Annotated in this window: 16 protein-coding genes; 11 read left to right on the top strand and 5 right to left on the bottom strand. The window is 71.5% G+C overall.

The features are described 5' to 3' along the window. The coding region (locus tag AB0H87_RS25425) for a BTAD domain-containing putative transcriptional regulator (RefSeq protein ID WP_360150413.1) at window positions 1–626 on the bottom strand (626 nt) is incomplete at its 3' end. Between the two features lie 4 nt (window positions 627–630). Further along, window positions 631–1,260, bottom strand: coding sequence for a bifunctional 4-hydroxy-2-oxoglutarate aldolase/2-dehydro-3-deoxy-phosphogluconate aldolase (gene eda / locus AB0H87_RS25430; RefSeq protein WP_360150416.1), 630 nt, complete (start codon window positions 1,258–1,260; stop codon window positions 631–633). Between the two features lie 51 nt (window positions 1,261–1,311). On the opposite strand from eda, the gene AB0H87_RS25435 reads away from it, so the two are divergent. The 6 genes from AB0H87_RS25435 (at window position 1,312) to AB0H87_RS25460 (ending at window position 6,441) form a co-directional block, all read left to right on the top strand. Further along, entirely contained in the window at window positions 1,312–2,229 is a 918-nt protein-coding gene (locus AB0H87_RS25435; protein WP_360150419.1) for a sugar kinase, read from the top strand. Window positions 2,230–2,360: 131 nt separating this feature from the next. Continuing rightward, window positions 2,361–2,684, top strand: coding sequence for a hypothetical protein (locus AB0H87_RS25440; RefSeq protein WP_360150422.1), 324 nt, complete (start codon window positions 2,361–2,363; stop codon window positions 2,682–2,684). A 75-nt stretch (window positions 2,685–2,759) separates the two neighbouring features. After that, a complete protein-coding gene (locus AB0H87_RS25445) occupies window positions 2,760–3,218 on the top strand; it encodes a hypothetical protein (RefSeq protein ID WP_360150425.1) in 459 nt (152 codons plus the stop codon). Window positions 3,219–3,230: 12 nt separating this feature from the next. Further along, on the top strand, window positions 3,231–5,204 hold the full coding sequence (locus AB0H87_RS25450) for a glycoside hydrolase family 15 protein (protein WP_360150428.1): 1,974 nt from the start codon (window positions 3,231–3,233) through the stop codon (window positions 5,202–5,204). Window positions 5,205–5,214: 10 nt separating this feature from the next. After that, window positions 5,215–6,087, top strand: a complete 873-nt coding sequence (locus AB0H87_RS25455; RefSeq protein WP_360150431.1) for a nucleoside hydrolase — start codon at window positions 5,215–5,217, stop codon at window positions 6,085–6,087. An 81-nt stretch (window positions 6,088–6,168) separates the two neighbouring features. Next, the gene (locus AB0H87_RS25460; RefSeq protein ID WP_360150434.1) at window positions 6,169–6,441 is read left to right on the top strand and encodes a hypothetical protein; all 273 of its coding nucleotides are present in this window, start codon (window positions 6,169–6,171) and stop codon (window positions 6,439–6,441) included. Here AB0H87_RS25460 and AB0H87_RS25465 read toward each other — a convergent pair. Both AB0H87_RS25465 and AB0H87_RS25470 read right to left on the bottom strand, forming a co-directional pair. Beyond that, entirely contained in the window at window positions 6,438–7,103 is a 666-nt protein-coding gene (locus tag AB0H87_RS25465; RefSeq protein WP_360150437.1) for a ThuA domain-containing protein, read from the bottom strand. The genes AB0H87_RS25460 and AB0H87_RS25465 overlap by 4 nt on opposite strands. Further along, the gene (locus AB0H87_RS25470) at window positions 7,100–8,260 is read right to left on the bottom strand and encodes an endo-1,4-beta-xylanase (RefSeq protein ID WP_360150440.1); all 1,161 of its coding nucleotides are present in this window, start codon (window positions 8,258–8,260) and stop codon (window positions 7,100–7,102) included. The genes AB0H87_RS25465 and AB0H87_RS25470 overlap by 4 nt, the downstream gene beginning before the upstream one ends. Before the next feature lie 140 nt (window positions 8,261–8,400). On the opposite strand from AB0H87_RS25470, the gene AB0H87_RS25475 reads away from it, so the two are divergent. The 5 genes from AB0H87_RS25475 to AB0H87_RS25495 are packed head-to-tail and all read left to right on the top strand — an operon-like array spanning window position 8,401 to window position 14,053. Then, on the top strand, window positions 8,401–9,471 hold the full coding sequence (locus AB0H87_RS25475; RefSeq protein WP_360150443.1) for a Gfo/Idh/MocA family oxidoreductase: 1,071 nt from the start codon (window positions 8,401–8,403) through the stop codon (window positions 9,469–9,471). A gap of 19 nt (window positions 9,472–9,490) precedes the next feature. After that, entirely contained in the window at window positions 9,491–10,225 is a 735-nt protein-coding gene (locus tag AB0H87_RS25480; RefSeq protein WP_360150446.1) for a phytanoyl-CoA dioxygenase family protein, read from the top strand. Then, on the top strand, window positions 10,222–11,097 hold the full coding sequence (locus AB0H87_RS25485) for a sugar phosphate isomerase/epimerase (protein ID WP_360150449.1): 876 nt from the start codon (window positions 10,222–10,224) through the stop codon (window positions 11,095–11,097). The genes AB0H87_RS25480 and AB0H87_RS25485 overlap by 4 nt, the downstream gene beginning before the upstream one ends. Window positions 11,098–11,114: 17 nt before the next feature. Then, window positions 11,115–13,115, top strand: coding sequence for a hypothetical protein (locus tag AB0H87_RS25490; RefSeq protein WP_360150452.1), 2,001 nt, complete (start codon window positions 11,115–11,117; stop codon window positions 13,113–13,115). Continuing rightward, window positions 13,112–14,053: a zinc-binding dehydrogenase gene (locus AB0H87_RS25495; protein ID WP_360150455.1), complete on the top strand. Its 942-nt coding sequence runs from the start codon at window positions 13,112–13,114 to the stop codon at window positions 14,051–14,053. The genes AB0H87_RS25490 and AB0H87_RS25495 overlap by 4 nt, the downstream gene beginning before the upstream one ends. Window positions 14,054–14,065: 12 nt before the next feature. Here the strand turns inward: AB0H87_RS25495 and AB0H87_RS25500 are convergent. Continuing rightward, on the bottom strand, window positions 14,066–14,984 hold a 919-nt coding region (locus AB0H87_RS25500; RefSeq protein WP_360150457.1), incomplete at its 5' end, for a LacI family DNA-binding transcriptional regulator.

Raw genomic sequence — 14,984 nt, forward strand, 5'->3', positions numbered from 1 at the left:
GGCTGCGGCAACAGGCGACGACCACCAACGACCCGGTGTTGTACGAGCTGCTGGAGGAGCTGCGCGGCTACCCGGGCGGGATGCGCGGCCGCCAGCTCGTCGAGCTCGGCGACCAGATGGGCCGGACCGGGCAGGCGCAGCTCGGCATCGATGCGGTCCTCGACGGCGGCGAGCCGCAGCTCCTCGAGGCGGGCCACGGGCGCCGCGGCCTCGGTCAGGTCGGCGAGCGCCGGCCCGCGCCACAGCGCCAGCCCGTCGCGCAGCAGGGCCGCCGCCTTCTCCGGGTCGGCGGCACGCAGCGCGTCGCGCCCGTCACGGGCCAGGCTCGTGAACCGTTCCGCGTCGACGGCGTCGGCCGGCAGGTCGAGCCGGTAGCCGCCGGGGCCGAGCAACACCGGGATCCCTGGCACCGTGCGCCGCAGCCGCGACACCAGTGATTGCAGGGCGTTGGCGAGGTCCGCCGGCTGCGCGCCACCCCAGACGGCGTCGGCCAGCGCCTCGGTGCCCACCGGCCGGCCGGTGTCGAGGGCGAGCCGGGTCAGCAGGGCACGCAGCCGCGCACCACCGACCTCGACGGGCCGGCCGGCGTCGGTGACGGCCAGCGGCCCGAGGATCCCGACGTGCACCCTTCTACTCTCTCAGGGCTGTCGACTCACTTGCGAGCCGCTCGATCCGGTCCCAGTCGCGGGCGCGCACGGCGTCCGCCGGGGTCAGCCAGGAGCCGCCGACGCAGCCCACGTTCGGCAGGGCCAGCCAGTCGGCGGCCGAGCCGGCGCTGATCCCGCCGGTCGGGCAGAAGGCGAAGTCCGGCAGCGGGCCGGCCACCGCGGACAGGTACGCCCGGCCGCCGCTCGGCTCGGCCGGGAAGAACTTGAGCGTGTCGAGCCCGCGCTCGCGCAGGGCCAGCATCTCGCTCACGGTGCCGGCACCCGGCAGGAACGGCAGCCCGGAGGCCAGCGCGGCGTCGACCAGCGCCTCGGTCGCGCCCGGGCTGACCAGGAAGCCGGCGCCGGCGTTGCGGGCCGCCTCGACCTGCTGCGGGGTGGTGACGGTGCCGGCGCCGACGCGCATCTCCGGCACGGCCTCGGCCACGGCCGCCAGGGCGGCGACGGCGTTGGGCGTACGCAGGGTGATCTCGATGATCCCGACCCCACCGCGCAGCAGCGCCTGGGCCAGCGGCACGGCGTCGGCGGGGTCCTCGACCACCACGACCGGGATCACGGGGCTGACCGCGAGGAGGTCCCGGGCGGTCGACGTCATGGCAGCTCCTCGGCGTTGGTCGGACAGTTACCTCGCATACTGTCATTTGGCATGGACATCATCGCGATCGGTGAACCGCTCCTGGAGTTCAGCGCCGTCGGACACGCGGCGCTCGACAGCGCGGACGAGTTCACGACGGGCTTCGGTGGGGACACCTCCAACTTCCTCGTCGCCGCGGCCCGCTCGGGCGCCCGCGCCGGCTACGTCACACGGATCGGCGCGGACCCGTTCGGCGACCGGTTCCTGCGGCTCTGGCACGACGAAGGCATCGAGACGACGCACGTGATCCGGGCCGAGGGTGAACGTACGGGTGTCTACTTCATCTCCCGCGACCCGGCCCGCAGCGTGTTCACCTACTACCGCGCGGACTCGGCCGCGAGCCGCCTGACGCCGGCGGACATCCCGGAGTCGGCCGTCGCGGGGGCCCGCGCCCTGCACGTGTCCGGCATCACACAGGCGATCAGCCTCTCGGCGTGCGACGCGGTCTTCCACGCGATGACCGTGGCGAAGGCGTCGGGAACGCTCGTCAGCTACGACCCGAACTACCGCCCGCAGCTGTGGGCGCTCGAGCGCGCCCGCGCCGTGGTCGCCCGCAGCATCGAGCTGTCCGATGTGGCCTTCCCGAACATCGAGGAAGGACGAGTCCTGACCGGAGTCGAGGACCCGCTCGAGGTGCTCGACTGGTACGCCAGCCACGGCCCGCGCACGGTGGTGCTGAAGATGGGCGCGGAGGGCGCGCTGCTCTGGCACGAGGGCACCCGCACGGAGGTCAAGCCACACCCGTGCAACCCGGTCGACAGCACCGGCGCCGGCGACGCCTTCGACGGCGCCTTCATGGCCAGCCTGGTCGGCGGCGCCACCCCCGCGGAGGCGGCCCGCCACGCCGCGATCGCCGGCGCCCTGACGACACAGGGCCACGGCGCGGTGGGCCCGATCCCGACCCGGGCCACCATCCTCGCCGCGGCCTGACCCGTTTCTGTCACACCTGTCGCGGACCCCTTCACCGCCACGCGGCACGCCAACCGGCGCGGGGGATGTCGAAAGCCGTCCGCGGGTCGTGGCTCGTCTGGGACGGTGAGGGGTGAGGTTGGGAGGTCGTGATGCGGATTCCCACGCACCGGATGCCGCCGCCTACGCCTTGGGAGCCCGCGGCCGCGCGTGGGCCCGCCCGGCCGCCCGGTGGGCGGCTCGTGCGGCGCACCGACGTCGCGGCCGAGGTGCGGTGGGGGGCGGGGTTCGCGACTGTCGACGCCGTGGCGCGGTTGGCCACCGAGCAGGAGCTGCTGCGGCATCTCGCCCTGACCGTGACGCTCGACGGCGCCGAGGTGGTGCTGGTGGCGCGGATCAAGGACCCCGCCGACACCGCCGGGCGGGCGCGCCTCGCCACGCTGCTCGCACAGCTCCAGGACCCCGATAACGGGTGAATCAGAACTTACTTCGCTATACAGAAATTCGTGCCACGATAAGAGGGCCATACGTCCGAGCATCGGGGGGACACGATGACGCGGGATACGTCGAGCAGGCAGCTGTGGGCGGCGAGTGGCGTGATCTTCGCCGCGGTCGTCCTGCTGATGATGGGTCTCTGGCAGCTCGTGATGGGCATCGTCGCCGTCGTGCGGGGGTCGTTCTTCGTCGTGACGCAGAACTACCTCTACACGTTCAGCACCACGGGATGGGGCATCCTGCACATCATCCTGGGTGCGCTGGCCGCGCTCGCCGGTCTCGCGCTGTTCACGGGCGCGACCTGGGCCCGCGCGGTCGGCATCTTCTTCGCCGTGCTGTCCGCGACGGCCAACTTCTTCTTCATTCCCTACTACCCGTTCTGGTCGCTGCTGGAGATCGCCATGGCGGTCTTCGTGATCTGGGCGCTCGCCGTCTGGCGGCCGCGCCCGGAGAGCAGCATGCGCTCGGCGCCGGACGACACCGGCGAGCTGCACGGCACCGCCCGGATGCGCTGATCGGGGGCCCGGGTGACCAGCACGAAACCCGACAACGACACCGAAGCCGCCGCCGCGATCGCGGGTGCGAGCGGGTTGGTCGTCGCGGCCGTGCCGGACATCCGGGCCGCCAGCGGTTGGGTGCGGCAGAGCGCGGTGCGCTCGCCGTTCCCGCCGATCGAGGACTACGCGTTCCTGAGCAACTGCCACACCGGCGCGCTGATCGCGTCCGACGGTTCGGTCGACTGGCTGTGCGTGCCCCGATTCGACTCGCCGAGCATCTTCGGCAGCATGCTCGACCGGGAGGCCGGCATGTTCCGGCTCGGGCCCTACGGGATCAACCACCCGACGGCCCGCGACTACGAGCCCGGCACCAACGTGCTGGTCACCACCTGGCGCACGCTGACCGGCTGGATCCTCGTGCGGGACGCGCTGAGCATCGGGCCGGCGAACGGGCCCGACGTGGTCACACCGCACTCGCGGCCCCCGTACGACGACGACGCCGACCACTACTTCGTGCGTACCGTCGAATGCCTCGACGGGCACGTCGACATCGAGATGATCTGCGAGCCGGCGTTCGACTACGGGCGTACGCCGGCGACCTGGACCTTCGTCGACCAGGACCAGCACGTGGCGGACGGGTCGGGTGCCGGTGTCACCGTCCGGCTGCGGTCCGACATGGCCATGGGCATCGAGGGCAACCGGATCCGTGGCCGGCGCCGGCTCAAACGCGGCCAGACCGCGTACTGCGTGCTGTCCTGGGCCGATCAGCTGGCGACGCCGGGCAGCTACGCCGAGGCGGCCGCCTGCATCGAGCACACCACCGCCTACTGGCGCAACTGGCTGGCCGGCGCGCGGATCGCGGACCACCGCTGGCGGGACGCCCTGCAGCGGTCGGCGATCGCGGTCAAGGGCCTGACCTACATGCCGACCGGGGCGACCGTCGCGGCGCTGACCACCTCGCTGCCGGAGACGCCGCACGGCGAGCGCAACTGGGACTACCGGTTCACCTGGATGCGGGACAGCTCGTTCACCATGCAGGCGCTGCACTACCTGAACCTCGACTGGGAAGCCGACGAGTTCATGCAGTTCGTCGCCGACATCGAGCCCAACCACGACGGCACCTTGCAGATCATGTACGGCATCGACGGGCGCCGCGAGCTGACCGAGAAGGTCCGGGACGACCTTTCCGGATACGCCGGCGCGCGACCGGTGCGGGTGGGCAACAACGCGTTCGACCAGAAGCAGAACGACGTGTTCGGCGCGGTGCTCGACTCGGTGCTGCTGCACACCCGGCGCAGCCAGCGGATGCCGCGCCGGCTCTGGCCGATCGTGACGAGCCAGGCCGACTCGGCCGCCAAGGCCTGGAAGCACCCTGACCAAGGCATCTGGGAGGCGCGCGGCGACCCGCAGCACTATGTGTCGTCGAAGCTGATGTGCTGGATCGCGATGGACCGGGCCGCTCGGCTGGCCGAGATCCGGGGTCATCCGGACGCGAAGAAGCGCTGGGCGGGCGTGGCGCAGGAGATCCACGACGACATCCTGGCCCACGGCGTACGCAAGGACGGCGTGCTCCGCCAGCACTACGGCACCGACGCCCTGGACGCCTCCACGCTGCTCGCGGTCCTCTACAACTTCCTGCCGCCCAGCGACGAGCGGATGCACAACACGGTGGAGGCGATCGCCCGCGACCTCACCGAGGACGGCTACGTGCTGCGCTACCGCACCGAGGAGACGGACGACGGCCTGTCCGGCAAGGAGGGCTCGTTCCTGATCTGCTCGTTCTGGCTGGTGTCCGCGCTGACCGCGACCGGTCAGGTCGAGCGGGGCGTCGAGCTGATGGAGCGGCTGCTGAAGATCGGGTCGCCGCTGGGCCTCTACGCCGAGGAGTTCGAGGTGAAGACCGGGCGGCACCTCGGCAACTTCCCGCAGGCGTTCTCGCACCTGGCGTTGATCCAGGCGGCGTCCCGGATCGTGCTCGCCGAGCGGCTGGCCGAGGTCGCCTGACCCTGCGATCATGAAACGCATGGCCGAGCTCGTGCTGCTGGACACCGACATCGGCAACGACATCGACGACGCGGTGGCCCTGGCCTATCTGCTGGCGCAACCCGAGTGCGAGCTCGTCGGGATCACCACGGTCACCGCCGCACCGGTCGACCGGGCCTCGCTCGCCAGCGTGCTGTGCCGGATCGCCGGCCGGCCGGTGCCGATCCTGCCCGGCGCCGGTGTCCCGCTGGTGGGACCACCCGTCCAGGCGCCACCGCCGCAGGCCGCGGCGCTGGCCCGCTGGCCCCACGACGAGGTCTTCGCGGTGGGCGAGGCCGTCGAGTTCATGCGCCGCACGATCCGCGCCCATCCCGGCGAGGTCACCCTGCTCGCCATCGGCCCGCTGACCAACGTGGCGCTGCTGTTCGCGGTCGACCCGGTGATCCCGTCGCTGCTGCGCCGGCTGGTCCTCATGGGTGGCGCGTTCGCCGGCGACTTCGGCGCGGAGTGGAACATCCACAACGACCCGCACGCCGCGGCCCGCGTCTACGCGGCGTCCGCGCGCACGCACCGGTCCGTCGGTCTCGACGTCACGACGCGCGTACAGATGGACGCCGCCGACTTCCTCGCGCGGTGCGACCATCCGCTGCTGCACCCGGTGGCGGACATGGCCGCGTCGTGGTTCGCCGAGCGCCCGCACGTCACGTTCCACGACCCGCTCGCCGCCGCCACGATCTTCGCGCCGGAGCTGTGCGGGTTCGCCCGTGGCGAGGTCACCGTCGACACGGGCGACGGTGCGACCGCGTGGCGCGCGGCCGCCGACGGGCCGCACGAAGTGGCCGACACGGTTAACCCGGACGCGTTCATCGCGCACTACTTCGCGACAGTTTCGGGCGCCGGGTAACGGGTAAAATCAAGGACGCCGGTGTCTTCCCCTTCGGCCGGCGGCGCACAGTTGAGTGCACACACATCGAAGGGGAAGAGTGTGTTTCAAAGTCTCTGGACCAACAACCGGGTCGACGCCAGCCCCAGCACGAGCACGCTGTGGGCCGTGCGCCTCGACTGGCCCGGCGGCGACCACGAGTTCGGTTGCCCGCGCGGCGACGAGGCTTCGGCCCGGCGCGAGCTCGACCGCGTGCGGTCGTTCTGGTCACGCGGGCCCATGCGCCCCCGGCTGAGGCTGGTGCGGATCAGCGCGCACGACTTCGACCTGCACGCCAACGCCCGCCGGGGGTGCAAGGCACCGGACTGCCCCTAGCGGGCAGCCCAGAGCAGGCCGCGCTCGGTCAGCGCGCGCACGTCCGGGTGGTCGAGGTCCTCCAGCTTGTGCCCGACGGTGGAGACGAAGATCTTCCCCCGCCCCCACTGCCGGGTCCACACGGCCGGCACCACCACGTCGGCGCGCCAGTCGGTCTCGTCGGTCGCCCGGAACCGGGTGGTCGCGAGCACGTCGCTGAGCGCGTCGGTGAGCATCCAGTACTGCTCGGTGTGCAGCGCCCACTTGGCCGGCAGCCCGGCGACGATCGGGTGGTCGGCGCGCTCGGGCACCACCTCGACCTCGTAGTCGACGAAGTTGTTGGGGTGCTCGGCGAACTGGCCGCCCGTCATCTGGAGGTAGCGGGTCGACGAGCGGAACGCGTCCACCACGCCGCCGTGCCAGCCGGCGAAACCGGTGCCGGCACGGACCGCGCCGATGAGACCGTTGACCTGCGCGTCGGTCGCCGTGCCCATCGTCCAGCACTGGACGATCAGGTCGACGCCGCCCAACGCGGCCGGATCGGCGTACACGTCGAGAGTTTCGCTGATGTCGACGTGGAAGCCGTTGTCGCGGAGGAACGGCACGAACCGGTCGGTCGCTTCGACCGGCACGTGCCCGTCCCAGCCGCCCCGGACGACCAGCGCCCGGCGGTTTTCTGTCATTCCGGAATGCTCCACAGTAGAGGCCGTTGGGGTGCGTCGCCGAGCTGGTTCGCGATCGCCGTGTAGGCGGGTTTCGGCGCCAGCTCGTCATCGTAGGCGAGGGGCCGGCGGGGCGCGCCGTCCTCCCGCGGGTAGTCCTCCTCGAGCCAGGTGTAGCGGTCGGACAGGCCGAACGCCATCACGGCGCGCACGGCACGGCACGAGAGCGCGACGTCGAGGTAGCGCCGGTAGACGTCCCGTACGCCGGCGTCCCGCGCGGCGACGTCGGCCGGCAGTCCGTCGTCCTGCACGTCCAGCTCGGTGATCAGGATCTCGAGGCCGCGGTCGGCGACCTCACCGAGCCAGCGCGTGTAGGACCGGGCGTCGAACCGGTCCCTGAACCCGTCCGCCAGCAGGTGGGCCTGCACGCCGAGGGCGTGCACCGGCGCGCCCTCGCGCAGCAGGTCGTCGATCACCCGAAGCGTGGCGCGGCGGCGGGGCTCCGGCTCGTCGCCCCACTCGTTGACGGTCTCGAAGCCGAACTCGTTGATGACCAGCAGCGCGTGCGGGTCGGCGGCGTGCGCGACGTGGAACGCCTCCTCGACGTAGCTCTTCCCGAGGGGCTCCCACCACGGGACGTCCGTGCGGTAGCCGCGCTCGCCCTCGGGGCTGGTCACCTCGTTGGCGACGCTCCACGCCTCGACCCGGCCGCGGTAGCGGCGGACCACGGCGCGGGCGGTGCCGAAGAGCACCTCGCGGGCCCGCTGCGTGGACATGCCCCAGAGGTCATCCTCGGTCCAGCCTTCGCCGAACCCTTCGTCCCAGACGAGGTGGGCGCCGAAGACCCGCATGTCGTTGGCTTCGGCGAAGCCGATGATCTGATCCGCGTAGGTGAAGTCGAGGTCGGCGTCCGGCGTCGGCTTGAGCCGGTACCAGAGCAGGTCGTCCTCGGTGAACAGCAGGGCCGACTCGCGGCTGAACAGCGCCGCGTAGTCGGGGTCGGAGATCTGCCAGGTCGCGGTCGACGAGCCGAACACGATGCCGCGCTGCTTGGCGATCTTCCAGAGCGGGGGGCGTCGGGCGGCGGTCGCGGGGGTGGTGCCGAGGCCGACGACACCGGCTCCGGCCAGCCCGGCCGCGCCAGCCAACAGGGATCTACGGGAAAAAGCCTGGCTCACGATGGTGCCTCCTCAGGACGGAGGTGCAAAACGTTTTGCCAACTACGTGCAGCGCACTTTACGACCGTTGACGATCGCCTCACAAGACCCATAGGCTGCGGCCACCGATTGGCAAAACGTTTTGCATCAGGGGGTCACCTGTGAGTCGACTGTCCATGGGCGTCATCGGTCTCGGCGAGGTGGCCCAGGTCGTGCACCTGCCGGTGCTGCGTTCCCTGCCGGACCTGTTCGAGGTCACCGCGGTCTGCGACATCTCGCCCGGCCTGCTCGACCGGATCGGCGGGCAGTACGGCGTGGCGAACCGCTACGCCGACGTCGTCGAGATGCTCAACCGCGAGCGCCTGGACTGCGTGCTCGTGCTCAACAGCGACGAGTACCACGCCGAGGCGGTCGTGGCGGCGCTCGACCGGGCCATACACGTGCTGGTCGAGAAGCCCATGTGCCTCAGCCCGCGCGAGGCCGAACGGATCATCGCCGCCCGGGACCGCTCCGGGGCCGTCGTCATGGTCGGCTACATGCGCCGGTTCGCGCCGGCGTTCGTCGAGGCCACCGAGCAGATCGGCAAGCTCGGGCGGATCAACTACGCCCGGGTGCACGACGTGATCGGCCGCAACCAGCTGATCATCGACCAGACGATCTTCGTGGACCGGCCGGACGACATTCCCCGGGCGAAGCTCGAGGAACGCTGGGCGAAGGGCCGCGCGCTGGTCGCGGACGCGCTCGGCGACGTGCCCGACGTCCTCGCCGGCACCTACCGGCTGCTCTGCGGTCTCGGCAGCCACGACCTGTCGGCCATGCGCGAGCTGCTCGGCCCGCCGCGCGGGGTGGCGGCCGCCCGGCAGTGGCGCGACGGGCAGTTCATCGCGGCGCTGCTGGAGTACGACGACTTCCTCGTCACCTACGAGACCGGGGTCGACGAGCAGCTCCGCTTCGACGCGCACATCGAGGTGTACGGCGACCTCGCCACCATGCGCGTGCAGTACGACACCCCGTACGTGCGGCACTTCCCGACCCTGCTCGTCACCGAGGAGAGCCGGGGCGACGGGCTGCACCGCACCGTCAGCCGCCCGCACCTGAAAGACCCCTACACCCACGAGCTCGAGTACTTCCACACCATCGTCACGACCGGAGGCCAGCCGAAGACCGGCCCGGAGGACTTCGTCGAGGACCTCGACCTGTTCGCCGAGCTGATCCGGGTGATGGCCGCCTGACCCGCACCGGAGGTGCACCGTGTTGGACCAACAGGACGTTGCCTTCTTCCGTGAGAACGGCTACTACCTCAACCGCTCGCAGCTGTTCTCCCCCGAGAAGCTCGACCACCTCGAGGACATCTTCAACGAGCACCTCGCCGACAAGGGCGAGAAGCTCTCCGACGAGCTGGACACCCCGCACTTCCGCGACCCGCGGCTGCTCGACCTCCTCCTCTCCGACGAGGTGCTCGACCTGGTCGAACCGCTGGTCGGCCCGGACATCGCGCTCTGGACCAGCCACTTCATCTCCAAGGACCCGAAGGTCGGCCGGGCCACGCCGTGGCACGAGGACAGCGCCTACTGGAAGGGCCGGCTCTCCGAGTACGACCGGATCGTCACGGTCTGGCTCGCGCTCGGGCCGAGCAACCAGGCGAACGGCTGCATGCGGGTCATCCCGGGCACGCACCACAACGGCTTCTCCGAGTACGTGCCGACCGACAAGACCGTGCAGACCTTCCACGCCGAGATCCCCGGCGTGGACGAGAGCAAGGCGGTCTACTTCGAGCTGGAGCGCGGCCAGTGCTCGCTCCACGATGGACGGATCATCCACGGCGCTCGCCCCAACACCAGTGACGTGCGGCGCACCGGCTACACGATGCGCTACTTCCCGGCGTCGGTGAAGGTGCTCGACGTGCCGGACAACGCGGGCTGGAAGATCTGGCTGGCCCGGGGCAAGGACGGCGCGGGCAACACCTACGAGCCGGACCCACGGTGAAGCTGGGCTTCCTCACCGCGTGCCTGCCCGGCGAGCCCCTCGACGGTATCGCCGGGTGGGCCGCGGGGCAGGGCTTCGCCGCGCTGGAGGTGGCGGCCTGGCCGGGCGACCCGGGCCGCCCGTGGGAGGCCAACCACCTCGACGGCGCGGGCGCGCTCGATCTCGAGGTGTCGGCGGTCGCTTACTACGAGAACCTGCTGCACCACGACCTGGCGGAGCGTGGGCGGATCCACGACCACCTGCGCCGGTGCGTCGACGCGGCCGCGGCGCTGGGCTGCCCGCTGGTGGGCACGTTCATCGGCCGGGACGTCACCCGGTCGGTCGCCGAGAACCTGCGGCTCGCCGAGGACGTGCTGCCGCCGCTCGTGGCGTACGCCCGCGATCGGGGTGTGGTCTTCGTGGTGGAGAACTGCCCCATGGAGGGCTGGCACCCGGACGGCTACCCGGCCAACCTCGCCTACTCCCCCGAGCTGTGGCGCTGGATGTCCGGGCTCGGCTTCTTCCTCAACTTCGACCCCTCGCACCTGGTCTGGCTCGGCATCGACCCGGTCGTGGCGCTGCGCGAGAACCTCGATCTGGTCAAGCACGTGCAGGCCAAGGACGTCGAGGTCGACCCGGCCGCGCGCAACCGGTTCGGGGTCTTCGGCCAGCTCGTCGACAAGCCGTCGCCGTGGATCAGCGGCTGGTGGCGCTACCGCGTGCCGGGGCTCGGCGAGGTCGACTGGCGGCGGCTGGTCGACGTGCTCCACGAGGGCGGCTACGCCGGCGCCGTCTCGATCGAGCACGAGGACCCGGTCTGGTCCGGCACGCCGTCGCGGGTCCGGGACGGCCTAGTGCTCGCCCAACGCACCCTGGCCCCTTTGATCGTCTGACAACGGGAGTTGCCCGCATGCAACGTGGTGTCTACTTCGACGCTTGGTTCCCCCGCCAGCACTGCTACCACCCGAGCCTGCCGCCGCGCCGGCTGCGGATGATCGACGACCTGGTCGACTACCGGGCGACGACGCTGGTCTGGGCGTCACTGGGCGGCGGCTCGATCTCGCTGCCGTACCTCGAGCAGGAGGCGTTCGGCCCCGTCGACGCCCGGTCGCGGTTCTACGGCTTCGTCAACGACAGCGAGTTCATCGCGGCCGCGCAGGCCCGCGGCATCAAGGTGTTCGGCATCGTGTTCGAGGCGCAGGGCTGGGAGTTCCCGGTCGAGCTGTCCGAGGCCGAGGACGAGGTGCTGGCCGTCAACGAGCTGCGCGGCGTCGGCAAGCGAGGTTGGCTGGGGCTGCGCGAGTTCGGCCAGAACCGTTATCCGAAGCTGTGGAAGCCGGTCTCCGACTACTTCCCGGACGGGCTCGTGAACAGCGCCGGCGAGCCGGTGACCGACCTGATCGAGGAGTGCTGTGCGCGGGACATCCACCAGACGGCGTTGCACGCCCGGTGGGTCGAGTGCCCGGACCGCGAGCACCAGTGCTTCTACATGGACCGGAACAACCCGGTCTGGCGCGCGTACCTGAAGGCGATCATCAAGATCCAGATCGACGCCGGCGTGGACGGGGTGCAGCTCGACGAGACCGAGCTGCCGCTGGGCTCGCTGCAGTACGGCGGCTGCTTCTGCCGGGACTGCATGACGGGGTTCCGTGAGTATCTGGCGGCGCTGCCGGTGCCGCCGGCCGTCGATCTCGCGACGTTCCACTATGGGGAGTGGCTGCTCGCGCAGGGCTTCGACTTCAAGAGCCGGCTCGACGAGACCCCGTTGTACGCGGAGTACTACCGCTACCAGCTCGGCGCGATCCGGGCGCACTTCGGTGAGCTGGCGTCGTACGCACGCGCGTACGGTCGGTCGGTCGGGCGCGAGGTGCTGGTCTCCGGCAACTTCTTCAACATGGACCCGCAGTACCTCGGCCTCGTGGACGACGTCGACCTGATCGTCACCGAGATGCGCAACACCACGCACCGGCAGCCGGAGTGGTTCCGGTACGTGGCCGGGTTCGCGGGCGACAAGGACGTGATCGTCGTCGAGAACCCGTACGGCGGCGTGGTGCCGTCCCTGGTCTCCGAGCTGAAGGAGGGCCGGGGGTACGACCTGTTCCGGCTCTCCCTGTTCGAGGCGGCCGCGTTCGGGGTCAACATGTCCGTCCCGTACGGCTCGTGGATGGGCGCGACGATCGAGGACGCGTTCTACGCGCCGCACGAGGTGGCCGCGGACGCGCAGGCGTTCCTGGCCGCGCACGAGCGGCTCTTCGCCCGCCGCACGGTCAACGAGGTGGCGGTGGTCTACAGCGTCGAGAGCAACCGCGAGCTGATCGCCAAGGCCGACGTGAGCGACAACCTGGTCAACGCCCGCGACGACAGCGTCGTGGTGCCGTACCGCCAGGTGACCGAGGCGCTGGCCGGCGCCGGGGTGCCGTTCGACGTGGTGCTCTTCCCGGACGACCGGACGGCGCCCGACCGGGTGACGGCCGATGCGTTGAACCGCTACGACACCCTCGTGTTGCCGCACTGCGGCTATCTCACGGCGGCGCAGGAGGCGGCGCTGGCCGGTTATGCGGGGCACGTCGTGCGGGTCGACACGTTCACCGGGCTGGAGTCGGTGCTGCCCGGCGGACGGCAGGTCGTGCTCGACGGCGCGGGCGTCGAGGCGGTCGCGGTCAACACGGCCGCGCTCGCCGACGGTGCCGTGGCGGTCCACCTGGTCAACTACGGCTACGACGCGGCGGTCGACCAGGTGCGGCGGACCGGTGCGGTGACGCTGTCCGCGCGGCTCCCGGGGTCGGCGGGCGCGGCGACGGCGCACGGGTCAGACGGTTCCGTCACGCCGCTGGACGTCACGGAGGTCGACGGCTACCACCGGGTGGCGCTGGACGGGCTCGGCACGTACACCATCGTGGTGTTCGCATGAGGCGCGCGGTGCTGACCGGTCCCGGCCGGTTCGAGATCTTCGACGTCGCGCTTCCGGTCGTGGCGCGCGACGAGGTGCTGGTGCGGGTGGCCGCCTGCGGCGTCTGCTCGTCGGAGCTGCCGGCGTTCGCCGGGGACGCGGGCGAGTATCCGCGGTCCATCGGGCACGAGGTGAGCGGCACCGTGGTCGAGGTGGGCCTGGAGGTGACCGGCCTGTCCCCCGGCGACCCCGTCGGCTGCTGGGTGACCTCGCACGGCTTCGCGGAGTTCGTCGCCGTCAAGGGCGCCTGGTGCTTCCCGGCCGGCGGTGTGCCGCTGGACGAGGCCCTGGCCGAGCCGCTCGCCAACGCGGTCAACGCGGTCGAGGAGACCGACGTGCGGCTCGGCGACGACGTGGTGCTGATCGGGGCGGGCTTCATGGGCAACCTGGTCCAGTCGCTCGTCGCGCTGCGCGGCCCGCGGCAGCTGATCGTCGCGGACACCCGCCCGGACGCCCTCGCCCGGGCGGCGGAGCTCGGTGCCACGCGGGTTGTCGACGTGCGTGCGGAGTCGCTGGCCGAGGTCGTGGCGGCGGCCACCGGCGGGCGCGGCGCCGACGTCACGTTCGAGGCGACCGGGGCGCAGGGTGCGCTGGACGTGGTCGGCGAGACGACGCGGATGAGCGGCAAGGTCGTGCTGGTCGGCTTCCATCAGGGCGAGGCGCGGCGGATCAACCTGGCGCACTGGAACTGGATGGCGTTCGGGATCGTCAACGCGCACTACCGGGACGTGGACACCATCATGCGCGGGATGGCGGTCGGGATGCGGCTGCTGACGGCGGGCCGGCTGTCGCTGGCGCCGCTGGTCTCACACCGGTTTCCGCTGGACCGGATCAACGAGGCGTTCGAGACGGCCCGCGCCAAGCCGGAGAAGTTCGTCAAGGCGGTGGTGACGATGTGAGCGCCGCGCGCTTCAGGCTGACTCGCGCACGATCAGGGGGCAGGGCAGGACGACCGTGCGGCCCTCGCCCGTCCAGCTCCCGGTGATCCGGCTCAGCAGGAGCTCGCCGGCGGCGTACCCCGTCTCGTAGGCGGGGTTGCGCACCGTCGTGAGTGGAGGGTTGACGATGGTCGCGGCGTCGACGTCGTCGAACCCCACGATCGCGACGTCGCCGGGCACCTGGAGGCCGAGCTCGTGCGCGGCGTCGATCGCGCCGATGGCGCTCAGGTCGTTGGCGCAGAACACAGCGTCCGGCCGCTCCGGCAGCGCCATCAGCGCGTGCATCGCCTTGCGCCCACCGGGGCGGGTCCAGTCGCCGCGCACGATCAGGTCGGGGTTGACGGCGATCCCGCTCTCCCGCAGCGCCCAGCGGTAGCCCGCGTCACGGCCGGAACCCGACGCGGGTGGGCCCTCGATGATGGCGATGCGCCGGGAACCGCGCTCGACGAGATGCCGCACCGCGGCGTGCGAGCCGATCTCGTCGTCGGGCGCGACCAGGTCGACGTGGGGGTCGTCGTCGGGATCGCCGCCGATGCGCACCGCGGGCACGCCGAGACCGCCGGGCCCGACGCCGCCGGCGACCTCGCCGGCGGCCATGACCACGCCGTCGACGCCACGGTCGAGCACGTCGGCCAGGAACGCGTGCTCGCGGTCGGGGAGGCCGTCGGTGTTGCAGACGTAGGTGCCGTAGCCGGAACCGTCGACCGCGTCGGCCAGGCCGCGGGTGAGGACCGCGTAGAACGTGTTGGTGATGTCGGGGACCACCACGGCGACCATCTTCGAGCGCCGGGTCCGCAGGCTGCGGGCGACGTTGTTGGGCCGGTAGCCGAGCTGGCGGATGGCCTCGCGGACGGTCTCCTGGGTGGCCTCGGCGACCCAGCGCTTGCCGGAG

It is taken from the genome of Asanoa sp. NPDC050611 (assembly GCF_040654855.1).
Taxonomy (GTDB): Bacteria; Actinomycetota; Actinomycetes; order Mycobacteriales; family Micromonosporaceae; genus Asanoa.